General features: G+C 72.1%; 9 protein-coding genes, 1 tRNA gene and 3 pseudogenes. 2 read left to right on the forward strand and 11 right to left on the reverse strand.

Annotated features, from left to right (window positions below; translation table 11 throughout):
* The first annotated feature begins 67 nt into the window (after positions 1-67).
* Positions 68-2,011: a TPM domain-containing protein gene (locus AC1QRC_RS17165; RefSeq protein WP_484204462.1), complete on the forward strand. Its 1,944-nt coding sequence runs from the start codon at positions 68-70 to the stop codon at positions 2,009-2,011.
* Positions 2,012-2,018: 7 nt separating this feature from the next.
* On the opposite strand, the gene pth is transcribed toward AC1QRC_RS17165, so the two are convergent.
* The 5 genes from pth to AC1QRC_RS17190 all read right to left on the reverse strand — a co-directional run bounded on the left by pth (position 2,019) and on the right by AC1QRC_RS17190 (position 6,351).
* Positions 2,019-2,609 carry an aminoacyl-tRNA hydrolase gene (gene pth / locus AC1QRC_RS17170; protein ID WP_484204463.1) on the reverse strand — a complete coding sequence of 197 codons (591 nt, stop codon included), beginning with the start codon at positions 2,607-2,609 and terminating at the stop codon, positions 2,019-2,021.
* A 132-nt stretch (positions 2,610-2,741) separates the two neighbouring features.
* Entirely contained in the window at positions 2,742-3,440 is a 699-nt protein-coding gene (locus tag AC1QRC_RS17175; RefSeq protein ID WP_484204464.1) for a 50S ribosomal protein L25/general stress protein Ctc, read from the reverse strand.
* A 261-nt stretch (positions 3,441-3,701) separates the two neighbouring features.
* On the reverse strand, positions 3,702-4,685 hold the full coding sequence (locus AC1QRC_RS17180; RefSeq protein ID WP_484204465.1) for a ribose-phosphate diphosphokinase: 984 nt from the start codon (positions 4,683-4,685) through the stop codon (positions 3,702-3,704).
* Positions 4,682-6,202 (reverse strand): bifunctional UDP-N-acetylglucosamine diphosphorylase/glucosamine-1-phosphate N-acetyltransferase GlmU, encoded by a 1,521-nt coding sequence (gene glmU, locus AC1QRC_RS17185; RefSeq protein ID WP_484204466.1) that lies wholly within the window; start codon positions 6,200-6,202, stop codon positions 4,682-4,684. Before glmU ends, AC1QRC_RS17180 begins: the two co-directional genes overlap by 4 nt.
* 70 nt (positions 6,203-6,272) lie before the next feature.
* Positions 6,273-6,351, reverse strand: a tRNA-Gln gene (locus AC1QRC_RS17190).
* Positions 6,352-6,475: 124 nt separating this feature from the next.
* Between AC1QRC_RS17190 and AC1QRC_RS17195 the strand changes: the two genes are divergently transcribed.
* Positions 6,476-7,084, forward strand: a complete 609-nt coding sequence (locus AC1QRC_RS17195) for a TetR/AcrR family transcriptional regulator (RefSeq protein ID WP_484206675.1) — start codon at positions 6,476-6,478, stop codon at positions 7,082-7,084.
* Between the two features lie 9 nt (positions 7,085-7,093).
* Here the strand turns inward: AC1QRC_RS17195 and AC1QRC_RS17200 are convergent, their stop codons facing one another.
* The 6 genes and pseudogenes from AC1QRC_RS17200 to metG all read right to left on the reverse strand — a co-directional run bounded on the left by AC1QRC_RS17200 (position 7,094) and on the right by metG (position 13,971).
* Entirely contained in the window at positions 7,094-7,594 is a 501-nt protein-coding gene (locus AC1QRC_RS17200; RefSeq protein WP_484204467.1) for a MarR family winged helix-turn-helix transcriptional regulator, read from the reverse strand.
* Between the two features lie 65 nt (positions 7,595-7,659).
* Positions 7,660-9,471: pseudogene (locus AC1QRC_RS17205) on the reverse strand (ABC-F family ATP-binding cassette domain-containing protein).
* Positions 9,472-9,516: 45 nt separating this feature from the next.
* A complete protein-coding gene (locus AC1QRC_RS17210; protein WP_484204468.1) occupies positions 9,517-10,488 on the reverse strand; it encodes a 4-(cytidine 5'-diphospho)-2-C-methyl-D-erythritol kinase in 972 nt (323 codons plus the stop codon).
* Positions 10,485-11,345 (reverse strand): 16S rRNA (adenine(1518)-N(6)/adenine(1519)-N(6))-dimethyltransferase RsmA, encoded by an 861-nt coding sequence (rsmA, locus tag AC1QRC_RS17215; RefSeq protein WP_484206676.1) that lies wholly within the window; start codon positions 11,343-11,345, stop codon positions 10,485-10,487. Before rsmA ends, AC1QRC_RS17210 begins: the two co-directional genes overlap by 4 nt.
* Positions 11,342-12,170, reverse strand: a pseudogene (locus tag AC1QRC_RS17220) (TatD family hydrolase). The gene rsmA and the pseudogene AC1QRC_RS17220 overlap by 4 nt, the downstream one beginning before the upstream one ends.
* A pseudogene (gene metG / locus AC1QRC_RS17225) lies at positions 12,167-13,971 on the reverse strand (methionine--tRNA ligase). Before metG ends, AC1QRC_RS17220 begins: the two co-directional pseudogenes overlap by 4 nt.
* Positions 13,972-13,999 lie beyond the last annotated feature (28 nt).

Raw genomic sequence — 13,999 nt, forward strand, 5'->3', positions numbered from 1 at the left:
GGGCCCGCCGGCCCACCACCATGCCGACGGGTCCGCGGCGCCGCTGTGTTCCAGGAAGGTCCCGCCCATGACCCGTGCACCCCGCCTGCTCCACGCGACCCTGGCCACCCTCGCCGCGCTGTTGGCGACGGTCCTGCTCGCCGGCTCCACGGCATACGGGCAGGACCCCTTCGACCTGCCCGACGAGCTGGTCGACGAGGCCGGCGTGATCGGCGACGAGTCGGCCGTCCGGGCCGCCCAGGACCGGCTGCACGCCGAGACCGGGCTGCAGTTGTTCGTAGTGTTCGTCGACGACTTCTCCGGCCTGGACGGGCCCACCTGGGCGGACCAGACGGCGCAGCTGTCCGGTCTCGGAGACCAGGACCTGCTGGTCGCGGTGGCGGTCGAGGACCGCCGCTGGGGCTACTCGGTGTCGGACGACGCCGGGCTGTCGGACGGCCAGCTCGAGTCGGTGGCCGGCGACTACATCGAGCCCGAGTTGCGGGTCGGCGACTGGGAGGGCGCCGCAGTGGCCGCCGCGCAGGGCTACCTCGACAAGGCCACCGAGGAGTCCAACACCGGGAAGATCCTGGCGCTGGGGGCGGGTGTGCTGGCCCTGGTCCTCGGCGGCTGGCAGGTCCTGCGGGGGCTGCTGCGGGTCAGGCGGTCCCGCCGCGACGCGGCCGAGCAGCAGCAGGTGCGGGAGGCCCGCGCCCAGGAACTGGGCTCCGCGCTCGTCGCGCTCGACAACGCACTCCAGTCCTCCGAGTCCGAGCTGGCGTATGCCGAGGCCGAGTTCGACCCCCAGCTCACCACGCCGTTCCGGGAGGCCCTGGAGACCTCGCGGGCGGAGTCGGTCGAGGCCTACCGGAAGCGGGCCGAGCTCGGGGAGGTGTCCGAGGTCACCTCACACCCGGCCGCGATCCGGTCCCTGGACGAGCTCTCCGAGCTGGTGCAGCAGGCCGGAACCCGCCTGCAGGAGCACGCCGCCGCGTTCGCCGAGCTGCGCAAACTGGCCGACCGGGCGCCGCAGCGGGTCACCGAGCTGGCCGAGGCCATCGCCTCGGCCGACCGGCGGCTGACCGACCTGACCGGGTTGCACGCCGCGCGCACCGACCTCACCCCGGGGCAGCGCGAGCAGGTCGAGGACCTGGTGGCGGACTCCCGCAACCTGTTGGAGCAGGCCAGCCGGACGCTCGAGCAGGCCAGGGAGCGGGTGGACCGTGGGGAGCCCGAGGACGCGGTCACCCCCCTCCAGGCCACCGAGCAGGTGCTGAGCCGGGTCGGCACCCGGTCCGAGCAGCTCGCCGACCTCGACGCGCTGGTGGCCGAGTGGAAAGGGTTGTTGGAGGAGGCGCGGGCGTCGCTGTCCTCCGACGTGTCCGACGCCGCGCGGCTGGCCCCGGAGGACGCGGCCGTGCAGGAGATGAGCAGCCGCGCGACCGCGGCGCTGGCCCGGGTCAGCGACCACACCGAGGACCCGGTCGACCTGGCCGAGGAACTGGCGGCCATCGAGGCCCAGCTCGACGCCGCGCTCGCGGGGCACCGGGAGGCCGAGCAGACCCGGGACCGGCAGGCCCGCGCCTTCGCCGGGCAGCTGCGGCGCACCGAGTCGCGGATGTCCTACCTGGAGCGGTGGTTGGCGAGCGAACGGTGGTCGCTCACCAGCCACCAGCGCGAGCAGGTGCAGCAGGTCAGGGACCAGGTGGAGCGGGCCAAGGGTCTCGGGGAGACCGACCCGGTGCAGGCCACCGAGGACCTGAAGGGGGCCTCGGACCTGGCCAACCGGCTCGTCTCGGCGATGAGCCGGAACCGCACCGACCGGGAGTCTCGGGACTCCGGGGGCTCCGGATCCGGCTGGGGTTGGGGCTTCTCCGGGGGCAGTTCCTGGAGCTCCTCGGGCTCCAGCAGGTCCTCGCGCCGGAGCTCGAGCCGCAGCTCGAGCAGGTCCTCCAGCAGATCTTCCCGCAGGTCCTCGAGCCGCTCCTCGAGCCGGTCCTCCAGCCGTCGCTCCGGCGGGGGGCGTTTCTGAGGATCCGTCAGCGGGAGTGGAACCGCTGCTGGGCGGCCTCGAGCCCGGTGTGCACCAGGTCGTGCACCGCGTCCGCCCCGTCGCCGATGAGCAGTTCCACGTCGACGCCGTCCCGGGACGGGAAGTCGGACAACACGTAGGCGGCCGGGTCCTGGCGTCCCGGGGGGCGGCCGATCCCGAGCCGGACCCGCAGGTAGTCGCGGGTGCCCAGGGACTGGCTGATGGAGCGCAGCCCGTTGTGTCCGCCCTCGCCGCCACCGCGCTTGAGTCGGACGGCACCGAAATCGATGTCGAGCTCGTCGTGCACGACGACGAGCTGCTCCACCGGCACCTTGAAGAAGGACAGCAGGTTCTTCACCGGGCCGCCCGAGACGTTCATGTACGTCATCGGCTGCGCCAGCAGCACCCGCGGGCCGGGCGCCCCGCCGGGCAGCGTCCCCAGCCGGATCTCACTGAGCCAGGCCCGCGCCTTGTGCTCGCGCGCGTTCGCCCCGGCCTGCTGGGCGAGCTCGGCGATGACCATCGCCCCGATGTTGTGCCGGTGCCCGGCATACTTCGGCCCCGGGTTGCCCAGGCCGACGATCAGCCACGGGTCCATCCCCAGCCTCCTGCCTGCTGCCCCGCAGGGCTATCGGGTCACCCGAGGATCCTGCGCTTCGTAGGGAACCTTCCCGGTCGGAAGCGCCAGGTTCCGGGGTGACCCGACAATCCTGCAGGCGGTGTCGTGGTCTCAGGCGTCCTCGGACTTCTCCTCGGACTCGCCACCCTCGGACTCGCCCTCGCCCTCGGCGTCGGCAGCGGCCTCCTCGCCCTCCTCGGACTCCGGCTCGTCCTGCTCGATGCCGGCCTCGGCCTCGGCCTCGGCGAGCTCGGCCTCCAGGGCCTCCTCGGAGATGGCCTGGGTGACGTTGACGACCAGGGCCTCCGGGTCGGTGATCAGGGTGACACCCGAGGGCAGCTCGACGGCGCCGGCCAGGATCTGGCTGCCGGCCTCCAGCCCGTCCACGGAGACAGTGAAGCTCTCCGGGATGTGGGTGGCCTCGGCCTCGACCTGCAGGGTCGTGTAGTCGACGGTCACGACGGTCTCCGGCGCGGCCTCGCCCTCGACGTGAACGGCGACCTCGACGACGACCTTCTCGCCCTTGCGGACGATGACCAGGTCGACGTGCTCGATGAACCGCTTGATCGGGTCGCGCTGCACGTCCTTGGCCAGGGCCAGGTGCTCCTCGCCCTCGACGTCCAGGGTCAGCACGGCGTTCTGCAGCTTCAGGGCCATCATCGTGTCGTGGCCCGGCAGGGTCAGGTGGATCGGGTCGGTGCCGTGGCCGTAGAGCACGGCGGGGACCTTGTCGGCGCGGCGGATGCGGCGGGCGGCGCCCTTGCCGAACTCGGTGCGCCGCTCGGCGGAGATGGTGGTGGTGTCAGACATGTCGTAGCCTCCGGCGGAAACAGGTAGGGGTGTCGTGCGGTCGGTGGGCCTCGACGCGGGACGCGGCGCGACGAGCGGGCGGCCCACCGTCTCGCGGAGGCTCACCGCGTCGATTCACGGACGTGCGGACCACACCGTCGGACTGTCAGTGGTCGTGCAGCGTCCCTCGCCGAGGCAACACCCCACAGTGTATGCGGAGGCTCGCCGGAGCCCCAAAACGGCCCCCTCCCGCGACGGGGGCGACGCGGCGACCGGTCCGGCTCAGGCGTTCCCGTCGAACATGCTGGTGACCGACCCGTCCTCGAAGACCTGCCGGATCGCCTGGCTGATCAGCGGCGCGATCGACAGCTCGGTCACCTTCTCCAGGGCCCGGGCCTCATCACTGAGCGGCAGCGTGTTGGTGACGACCACCTCGCGGGCGATCGAGTCGGACAGCCGCTGCACGGCGGGGTCGGAGAAGATCGCGTGCGTGGCGGCGACCACGACGCTGCTGGCCCCGTCGGCCATCAGGGCGTCGGCCGCCTGGCAGATGGTGCCGCCGGAGTCGATCATGTCGTCGACCAGGATGCAGGTGCGGCCGGTGACCTCACCGACCACCCGGTTGGCGACGCTCTGGTTGGGCCGGGTGGTGTCGCGGGTCTTGTGGATGAAGGCCAGCGGGGCTCCGCCCAGCCGCCGGGACCACTGCTCGGCGACCTTGATCCGTCCGGCGTCCGGGGAGACCACGGCCAGGTCCTCCGTGCCGTACCGCTCACGCACGTGGTCGGCCAGGATCGGCAGCGCCATCAGGTGGTCGACCGGGCCGTCGAAGAAGCCCTGGATCTGCGCGGTGTGCAGGTCGACCGCCATCAGCCGGTCCGCCCCCGCGGTCTTGAACAGGTCGGCGATCAGCCGCGCCGAGATCGGCTCGCGACCCCGGTGCTTCTTGTCCTGCCGCGCGTAGCCGTAGAAGGGCAGCACCACGGTGATCCGCTTGGCGGAGGCGCGCTTGAGCGCGTCCACCATGATCAGGTGCTCCATGATCCACTCGTTGACCGGCGCGGTGTGGCTCTGCAGCACGAACGCGTCGCAGCCGCGGACCGACTCGTCGAACCGGACGTAAATCTCGCTGTTGGCGAACTCATAAGCCTGCGTCGGCACGAGTTCGGTGTCCAGCTCGGCGACGACCTCCTCGGCCAGCGCCCGGTGGGCGCGACCGCTGAACACCATGAGGTTCTTTTCGGTGGTCTTCAGGATGCCGGTCACGGGCGTTCCCCCTCCTGCTCGGACCCCTCAGGCCCCGTATGCGGGGTCTCCGGGGCGGTGCCCCCGTCCCGGGCAGCGGCAGCGGCCTCGGCGGTCGGGGTGCCGGCACGACGCCGGTCGACCCAGCGGGGAATGTTGCGCTGCTTGCCGCGGGCGACGGCCAGCTCCCCGGGCTCAGTCCCGTTGGTAACCGCCGAGCCGGCGGCGACGTAGCTGCCGTCGGCCAGCTCGACCGGTGCGACGAGGACCGAGTTGCTGCCCACGAAGGTGTGCGCACCGACCGTCGTGTGGTGCTTGGCGACCCCGTCGTAGTTGGCGAAGATCGTCCCGGCCCCGATATTGGCGCCGGGGCCGATGGTGGTGTCCCCGGCATACGTCAGGTGCGGCACCTTGGCGCCGTCGCCGATCGTGGCGTTCTTGGTCTCCACGAAGCCGCCGATCTTGCCCCCGGCGCCCAGCACCGTGCCCGGGCGCAGGTAGGAGAAGGGGCCGACGGTTGCCCGCTCGCCGATGACCGCCAGTTCGGTCTGCGCGCGGACCACGGTCGCCCCGTCGCCGACCTCGGTGTCGGTGAGGGTGCACTCCGGGCCGATGACCGCCCCGGACCCGACCACGGTCGTGCCGAGCAGCTGGGTGTTGGGGCGGATCACGCTGTCCGCCCCGATGGTGACCTCGCTGTCGATCCACGTGGTGGCCGGGTCGACGACGGTGACCCCCGCGCGCATCCAGCCCTCGACGACGCGGCGGTTCAACTCCGCGCCCATCTTGGCCAGCTGGACCCGGTCGTTGACCCCCTCGGTCTGCCACAGATCGCGGATCATGTGGGCGCGGACGGCGCCCCCGGCCTCCCGGGCCAGGCCCAGGACGTCGGTCAGGTACTTCTCCCCCTGGGCGTTGTCGGTGGTGACCCGGGCCAACTGCTCCCGCAGCACGACGGCGTCGAAGGCGTAGATCCCCGAGTTGATCTCCCGCACCTCCAGCGCGTGCGCGAACTCCCCGCCGTTCTCGCGCTCGTACACGGCGTCCTTGTGCTCGATGATGCGCAGCACCTGGCCGGACTCGTCCCGCAGCACGCGGCCGTAGCCGGTGGGGTCGGCCAGCTCGGCAGTCACCACGGTCACCGCGTTGCCGGACTCCTCGTGGGCGGCGGTGAGGTCCTGCAGCGTCGTGGCGGTGAGCAAAGGGACATCACCGTAGGTGACCAGCACGGTGCCGGACAGGTCACCGGGCAGGGCGGTGAGACCGCACTCGACGGCCCGTCCGGTGCCCTTGATCTCGTCCTGGTCGGCGATCAGGGCCTCCGCGTCGACCTCGGCCACGTGACCGGCCACGCGGTCGCGGTCGTGCCGGACGACCACCGCGAGGTGGCCCGGGGAGGTGCCCCGTGCGGCAGACAACGCGTGCCCGAGCAGGGTGCGGCCACCGATCGGGTGCAACACCTTGGGGACTGCTGACTTCATCCGAGTGCCCTCACCTGCCGCGAGGACGATGACGGCTGCCGGGTGGTGGGTGCTCACGCCGATGCACTCCGAACTGTCGGGGGGTGGCTGTCGCTGGCATGCTACTCGCCGGCGGAGAGGCCGGCGGCTCCCCGGGTAGGAATCGAACCTACGTCGCTAATCCTGATTCAAAGTCAGGCGGCCCCTACCAGCAGAGCAACCGGGGAACGCCCGGCGCGGGGCCGGGACCCACCAAGGTTAGGACAGATTCGGAGCGGATCCGACTCGGGTTGGCATGATGGGGGAGTGACTCCCCGCGAACCGAAGGTCTCCCCTGCTGCCCGTCACCGGATGACGGGCCCGCAACGCCGGGAGCAACTCATCACCATCGGGCGCCGGCTGTTCGCGGAGAAGGGCTTCGAGGGCACGACCGTGGAGGAGATCGCGGCCACCGCCGAGGTGTCCAAACCGGTGATCTACGAGCACTTTGGGGGGAAGGAGGGGCTGTATGCCGTGGTGGTGGACCGCGAGATCTCGGCCCTGCTGAGCTCGATCACCGAGGCACTGACGGCCCCCGGGCATGCCCGACTGCTGCTGGAGCGGGCGGCGATGGCCCTCCTGGAATACATCGAGAGCTCCACCGACGGGTTCCGGATCCTGGTGCGGGACAGCTCCCCCGGTCAGTCCACCGGGTCGTTCGCCAGCCTGATCAGCGACGTGGCCACCCAGGTCGAGCACATCCTCGGGGCCGAGTTCAAACGTCGCAAGCTCGACCCGAAGATGGCCCCGTTGTATGCCCAGATGCTGGTCGGGATGGTCGCCACGCCCGGTGGGTGGTGGCTGGACTCGCGCCGCTTCAAGAAGGAGGACGTGGCGGCACACCTGGTCAACCTGGCGTGGAACGGCCTGGCCGGGATGGAGGCCAAGCCCCAATTGCGGGAGAAGCCGGACCGCCGCTGAGGGCCGCGGTCAGGGCTCGAACGGCTCCAGCAGTCGCCGCAACTGATCGGCGACCTGCCGTTGATCGCTGGCTCCCAGGCCGGTGAGCAGCTCGCGTTCGCTGTCGATGAGGTCGGACATGGCTGCGTCCACGATCTCCAGTCCCTGCGCGGTCAGGCCGACCAGGACCCCCCGGCGGTCCGTCGTGGACGGGTGCCGGTCCACGAGCCCGCGGGAGGCCAGGCGGTCGACCCGGTTGGTCATCGTCCCGCTCGTCACGAGCGTCTCCCGGACCAGCTGCCCCGGCGTCAGCTGGTAGGGCTCCCCCGAGCGGCGCAGCGCCGACAACACGTCGAACTCCCACCCCTCCAGGCTGCGCTCGGCGAAGGCCTGGCGTCGGGCCAGGTCCAGGTGGCGGGCCAGCCGCGACACCCGGGACAGCACCTCCAGGGGGCTGACGTCCAGGTCCGGCCGCTCCCGCCGCCAGGCGGCGACGATGCGGTCGACCTCGTCGACACCTGGCTCGCTCATGGGGTCAGGGTAGACCCGTCGAGATTCTCGACGTCAAGACTCCCCGCACGTGTGACGCCGCGGGGTCAGGCATCGACACGGTCGGCGGCGGCGAGCCACTCGGCCTCCAGCGCCGCCTCCTGCTCCTGGACCTCGGCGAGGTCCGCGGCCAGTCCGGCGAGCGCCTGCGGGTCAGTGGCCGCCTCGGCCATCTGCTCGTGGATCCGGGCCTCCCGGTCGTGCAGCCGGTCCAGTGCCTTCTCGACGCGAGCCAGGACCTTGCGCGCCTCACGCACCTGCGCGGCAGAGGCGCCAGCCGCCGCAGTCCCACCACCCCCGGCCTCCCCGGCCTCCCCGGCGTCCGGGCGTAGCGGCACCGGCCCCGCGGTCTCCTGCTCGCGCCGCACCTGCAGGTACTGGTCCACCCCTCCGGGGAGGTGGCGCAGCCGTCCGTCGAGGATCGCGTACTGCTGGTCGGTGACCCGCTCCAGCGAGGTAGCGGTCGTGCGAGACCACGATGAGCGTCCCCGGCCAGGAGTCGAGCAGGTCCTCCATCGCCGCCAGCATGTCGGTGTCGACATCGTTGGTGGGCTCGTCGAGCACGATGACGTTCGGCTCGGACAGCAGCAGGAGCAGCAGCTGCAACCGCCGCTTCTGCCCGCCCGAGAGCTCGCCCGACCCGGGCGGAGAGGTGGGCGCGGGCGAAGCCGAGGCGCTCCAGCAGCTGGGCCGGGCTGAGCTCACGCCCGTCGACGACGTAGCTGGTCTTCGCCCGGGCCAGCACCTCGCGCACCCGGTCCCCGGCGATGCCCTCCAGCTCGCGGAACTGCTGGTCGAGCACGCCGAGCTGGACGGTCTTGCCGTGCTTGACCCGCCCGCTCGTCGGCTCCAGCGTGCCGGCGATGAGACCCAGCAGGGTGGACTTGCCGGCGCCGTTCGCGCCGAGGACGGCCGGTGCGCTCGCCGGGCGCGATCCGCCACTCCACGTCGCGCAGCACCTCACGTCCGTCGAAGGAGATCCCCGCTCCGAGCAGGTCGATCACGTCCTTGCCCAGGCGCGCCACGGCCAGGCGGCGCAGCTCGATCCGGTCCCGCAGCGGCGGCACGTCCTCGATCAGCTGGTTCGCGGCGTCGATGCGGAACTTCGGCTTGGAGGTGCGGGCCGGTGCCCCCCGACGCAGCCAGGCCAGCTCCTTGCGCATCAGGTTCTGCCGCTTCGCCTCCACCGCCGCGGCCTGCCGGTCCCGTTCGACGCGCTGCAGCACGTAGGCCGCGTAGCCGCCCTCGAACGGCTCCACGATCCGGTCGTGCACCTCCCACATGGAGGTGGCGACCTCGTCGAGGAACCACCGGTCGTGGGTGATGACCAGCAGCCCGCCGGCGTTCCTGGCCCACCGCGTGCGCAGGTGCCCGGCGAGCCAGGTGATCCCCTCGATGTCGAGGTGGTTGGTCGGCTCGTCCAGCGCCACGACATCCCACTCCCCGACCAGCAGGGCGGCCAGGGCCACGCGGCGGCGCTGACCACCGCTCAGGGTCCCGACGGGGGCGTCCCACGGCAGGTCGGACACGAGCCCGGAGATGACGTCGCGCACCTTGGCGTCGCCGGCCCACTCGTGACTCGGACGGTCCCCGACGATGGTGTGCCCGACCGTGGTCGCGTCCTCGAGGGTGTCGGCCTGGTCGAGCACGCCGATCCGTACGCCGCCGCGCCGGTTCACCCGTCCGGAGTCCGGCTCGATGCGACCCGAGAGCATCCCCAGCAGGCTGGACTTGCCGTCGCCGTTGCGCCCCACGATGCCGATGCGGTCGCCCTCGTTGATCCCGAGGGTCACGGAGTCGAAGACCACCCGGGTCGGGTATTCCAGGTGCAGGGACTCGGCCCCGAGCAGATGTGCCATCGGACCTAGGGTAGGGAGTCGGGCGCCGAGACCGACAATCGGCGTTCAGACACCGTCCGACATGGGGGCCGACGGGCCGGAGGGGGTGAACGAGCCCACCACGGAGGCTCCGGGGACGGGCCCGTCGACCCGGACGATGTCACCCTCGGGCCCGCGGGCGGCCAGGCCGACGGTCAGGTCGATCGCGGCCTCGCTGGAGTCCACCAGGAACGCCACCGTCGGCCCGGAGCCGGACACGACGGCGCCCTCGACGTCCAGGTCGAGACCGGCCTGCAGCACGGTCGCCAGGGTCGGGGCCAGGCTCACCGCAGCCTCCTGCAGGTCGTTGTGCAGCGCGGCGCCGACCGCGGTGGGCTCCATCGTGCGCAGCGCCGCGAGCAGTTCACCTGTCGGCTCCGGGTCGGCCGGGACCTCCCCGGCGGCCTCGCGCAGCCGGTCGCACTCGGCATACACCTCCGGCGTCGACAGCCCACCCTCCCGGCTGATCCAGAGCACCCAGTGCAACCGGCCGCGGGCGAGGACCGGCGCCAGCTGCTCCCCCCGGCCCGAGCCGATCGCGGTCCCGCCGTGCAGCAGGAAGGGCACGTCGGAGCCGAGCCGGGCGGCGACCGCGCCCAGCTCGTCCCGGCTCCAGCCCAACTCCCACAGGGCCTCGCAGGCCACCAACGCACCCGCGGCGTCGGCGGACCCACCGGCCATGCCCGCGGCCACCGGGATCTGCTTGTCGATGGTGATCGCCACCGGGGGCTGCCCGCCGGACGCCTCCGCGAGCGCCCGCGCGGCCTGCAACGCCAGGTTCGACCCGTCCTGCGGCACCCGGTCCGCGTGACGCCCGCCGACCCGCACCGACCACTCGTCCGCGGGCGTGACGATGACGTGGTCGTAGAGCCCGACGGCGTGGAAGACGGTGGCCAGCTCGTGGAAGCCGTCCTCCCGCAACGGCCCGACCACCAGCTGCAGGTTGATCTTGCCGGGGACACGGGCGGTCACCCCAGTGGGCTCGGCGGCAAGTGTCATGCCGTCACCCTATGGGCAGCGACCGCGGCGAACTGGGTGACGTCCAGCCGTTCCCCCCGCTGCTGCGGGTCGACCCCGGCCGCCCGCAGCACCCGCTCCGCCTCGGCCGGGGAGCCGGCCCACCCGGCGAGCGCGGCCCGCAGCGTCTTGCGGCGCTGGGCGAACGCCGCGTCGATCACGGCGAACACTTCCTCACGGCTGGCCGCCGTGGCCGGCGGGTCGCGTCGCACCATCGCGACCAGGCCGGAGTCGACGTTGGGCGCCGGCCAGAAGACGGTGCGCCCGACGCGCCCGGCCAGTGTGACCTCGGCGTGCCAGGCGGCCTTGACGCTGGGCACGCCGTAGACCTTGCTCCCGGGGCGCGCGGCCAGGCGCTCGGCCACCTCCAGCTGCACCATGACCAGCACCCGCCGCAGGCCCGGGAACACCTCCAGCAGGTGCAGGACGACGGGCACCGCCACGTTGTAGGGCAGGTTGGCCACCAGGGCGGTCGGCTGGGGATCGGGCACCTCGCGCACCGCCAGGGCATCCGTATGCAGCACCGTCAGCCGGTCCGCGAGTTGCGGGGCGTGCGTGGAGACGGTGTGCGGGAGCTGCTCGGCGAGCACGGGATCGATCTCGACGGCGGTCACCGCGGCCACCTCCGGCAGCAGGGCCAGGGTGAGTGAGCCCAGGCCTGGCCCCACCTCGAGCACCACGTCCTGCGGACCGACCCCGGCGGTCCGGACGATCTTGCGGACCGTGTTGGCGTCGATGACGAAGTTCTGCCCCCACTGCTTGGTCGGCCGCAACCCCAGGCGCCCGGCGAGCTCGCGCACCTGGGCGGGGCCCAGCAGCCCGGCCTCCTCGGGCGTCACCACGGCCCGTAGACCGCCTCGCTGTTCGCCGAGAGCGCCTCGCACAGGGTGGGGACCGCCAGGTTGAGGGTGGCCGCCATGGCCCGGACCGTCAGCGGCACCAGGTAGGGCGCGTTGGGCCGTCCCCGGTGCGGTTGCGGGCGTCAGGTAGGGGGCGTCGGTCTCGACCAGCAACCGCTCCGGCGGGGTCACCGCCAGGGCGTTGCGCAGGTCCCGGGCGTTCTTGAACGTCACCGTCCCGGAGAAGGACAGGTAGTAGCCCCGGCGGGCGCACTCGCGGGCCATCTCCATGTCGCCGGAGAAGCAGTGCAGCACGGTGCGGTCCGGAGCCCCCTCCTCCGCCAGGATGCGCAGCACGTCCGCGTGCGCGTCGCGGTCGTGGATCTGCAGGGCCAGGCCGGTCCGCTTGGCCAGCTCGATGTGCCACCGGAAGGACTCCTGCTGCGCCGCCACGCCGTCCTCGCCGGTCCGGTAGTAGTCGAGCCCGGTCTCCCCGACGACCCGGATCCGCGGGTGGGCGGCGAGCCTCTCGATCTCGGTGAGCACCTCCGCCAGCTCGCCGGCGGCGGCGTGCCCGGGTGCCTCGTTGGGGTGGATCGCCACCCCGCCGAGCAGGGCGTCGTGCTCGTCCACCACCTGCGCGGTCCAGTGGGCGCTGGCCCGGTCGCAGCCGACCTGCACCAGCCGGTCCACCCCGACCGCGCGGGCCTGCGCCACCACCTCGGCGACGTCCGGCGCCGGCGCGCCGTCACGGCCGATGTCCAGGTGGCAGTGGTTGTCCGCCACCGGGATCGGCAGCGGGTCCGGCGGCGGGGGCAGGCTCATGCGGGATTGGCCATCCGCGCCAGCTCCTCGTCGGCGGCGCCGGGGTCGATCTTGCGGAACACCGGGGTGGGCGCCGCGATCGGGGTCCCCGGGGCCACCGGACGTGACTCCCAGGCCGGCGTCTGGGTGTACTCCCCGGTGATCACCGGGTAGCCGCGGGTCTCGTCGTCCAGGTCGCGGACCTCCTCGCGGCGCGGCATCGGCATGAACTGGCCCTCGCCCCCCAGCACCCGGTGCACGATGTTGGCGCTGTGCGGCAGGAACGGGGCGAGCATGGTGTTGAGGTCGCTCACCGCCTGGATGAGGACGTGCAGCACCGTGGCCAGCCGGTCGCGCTGGTCCTCGCCCTTGAGCTTGAACGGCTCGGTCACCGAGACATAGCGGTTGACCTCCCCCACGACCCGCATCGCCTCGGCGATCGCGGCCCGCTGGCGGTGCCGGCCGATGAGGTCGCCCACGGTGTCGAACCCGTCGGCGACCGTCTGCAGCACGGCACGGTCGACGTCCTCCAGCTCGCCCGCCTCGGGGATCTGCCCGAAGTTGCGGTGGATCATCGTGGCCGTCCGGTTGACCAGGTTGCCCCAGCCACCGACGAGTTCGGAGTTGTTGCGCTGGATGAACTCCGCCCAGGTGAAGTCGGTGTCCTGGCTCTCCGGGCCGGCGGCGCAGATGAAGTAGCGCAGCGGGTCGGGGCCGTAGCGGGCCAGGACGTCGCCGACGTAGATGACGTGGCCGCGGGAGGTGGACAACTGCTTGCCCTCCATCGTCATGAACTCACTCGCCACCACCTGCGTGGGCAGGTTGAGCACGCCGTACTCCCCCGGCTCCCCGCCCTTGGCGCCCCGACCGGCATACGCGAGCAGCTCGGCCGGCCAGATCTGGGAGTGGAAGGTGATGTTGTCCTTGCCCTGGAAGTAGTAGCTGACCGCCTCCGGGTCGTTCCACCACTCCCGCCAGCGCTCCGGAGCGCCCACCCGCCGGGCCCACTCGATGGAGGCCGACAGGTAGCCGATCACGGCGTCGAACCAGACGTAGAGGCGCTTGTTCGGGTTGTCCCGCCAGCCGTCCAGCGGGATCGGGATGCCCCAGTCGATGTCGCGGCTCATCGCGCGCGGCCGGATCTCCTCCAGGATGTTCTGGGAGAACTTGATGACGTTGGGCCGCCAGGTGCCGGAGGCCTCCCGCTCGTCGAGCCAGGCCCCAAGTGCCCCGGCCAGCGCCGGCAGGTCGAGGAAGAAGTGCTGGGTCTTCGACGAACTCGGGGGTCTCCCCGTTGATCTTGCTGCGCGGGTCGATCAGGTCGGTCGCGTCCAGTTGGTTGCCGCAGTTGTCGCACTGGTCGCCCCGCGCGTCGGCGTAGCCGCAGATCGGGCAGGTGCCCTCGATGTAGCGGTCCGGCAGGGTGCGGCCGGTCGAGGGACTGATCGCTCCACTGGTCTCCTGCTCGACCATGTAGCCGTTGCGATGGCAGGACAGGAACATCTCCTGCACCACCGTCGTGTGGTTGCCCGTCGTGGTCCGGGTGAACAGGTCGTAGGACAGGCCCAGGTCGACCAGGTCCTGCGACGATGACCGCGTTGTTCTGGTCCGCCAGCTCCTGCGGGGTCACGCCCTGCTGGTCCGCCGTCACCAGGATCGGGGTGCCGTGCTCGTCGGTGCCCGACACCATGAGGACCTCGTGGCCTGCCATCCGCATGTAGCGGCTGAACACGTCGGAGGGCACGCCAAACCCGGCGACATGGCCGATGTGGCGCGGGCCGTTGGCGTACGGCCAGGCGACAGCAGACAGAACGTGGCTCATGGCGCCCCAGTCTAGGTGCCCTGAACTG

The organism is Ornithinicoccus sp. (assembly GCF_057176825.1).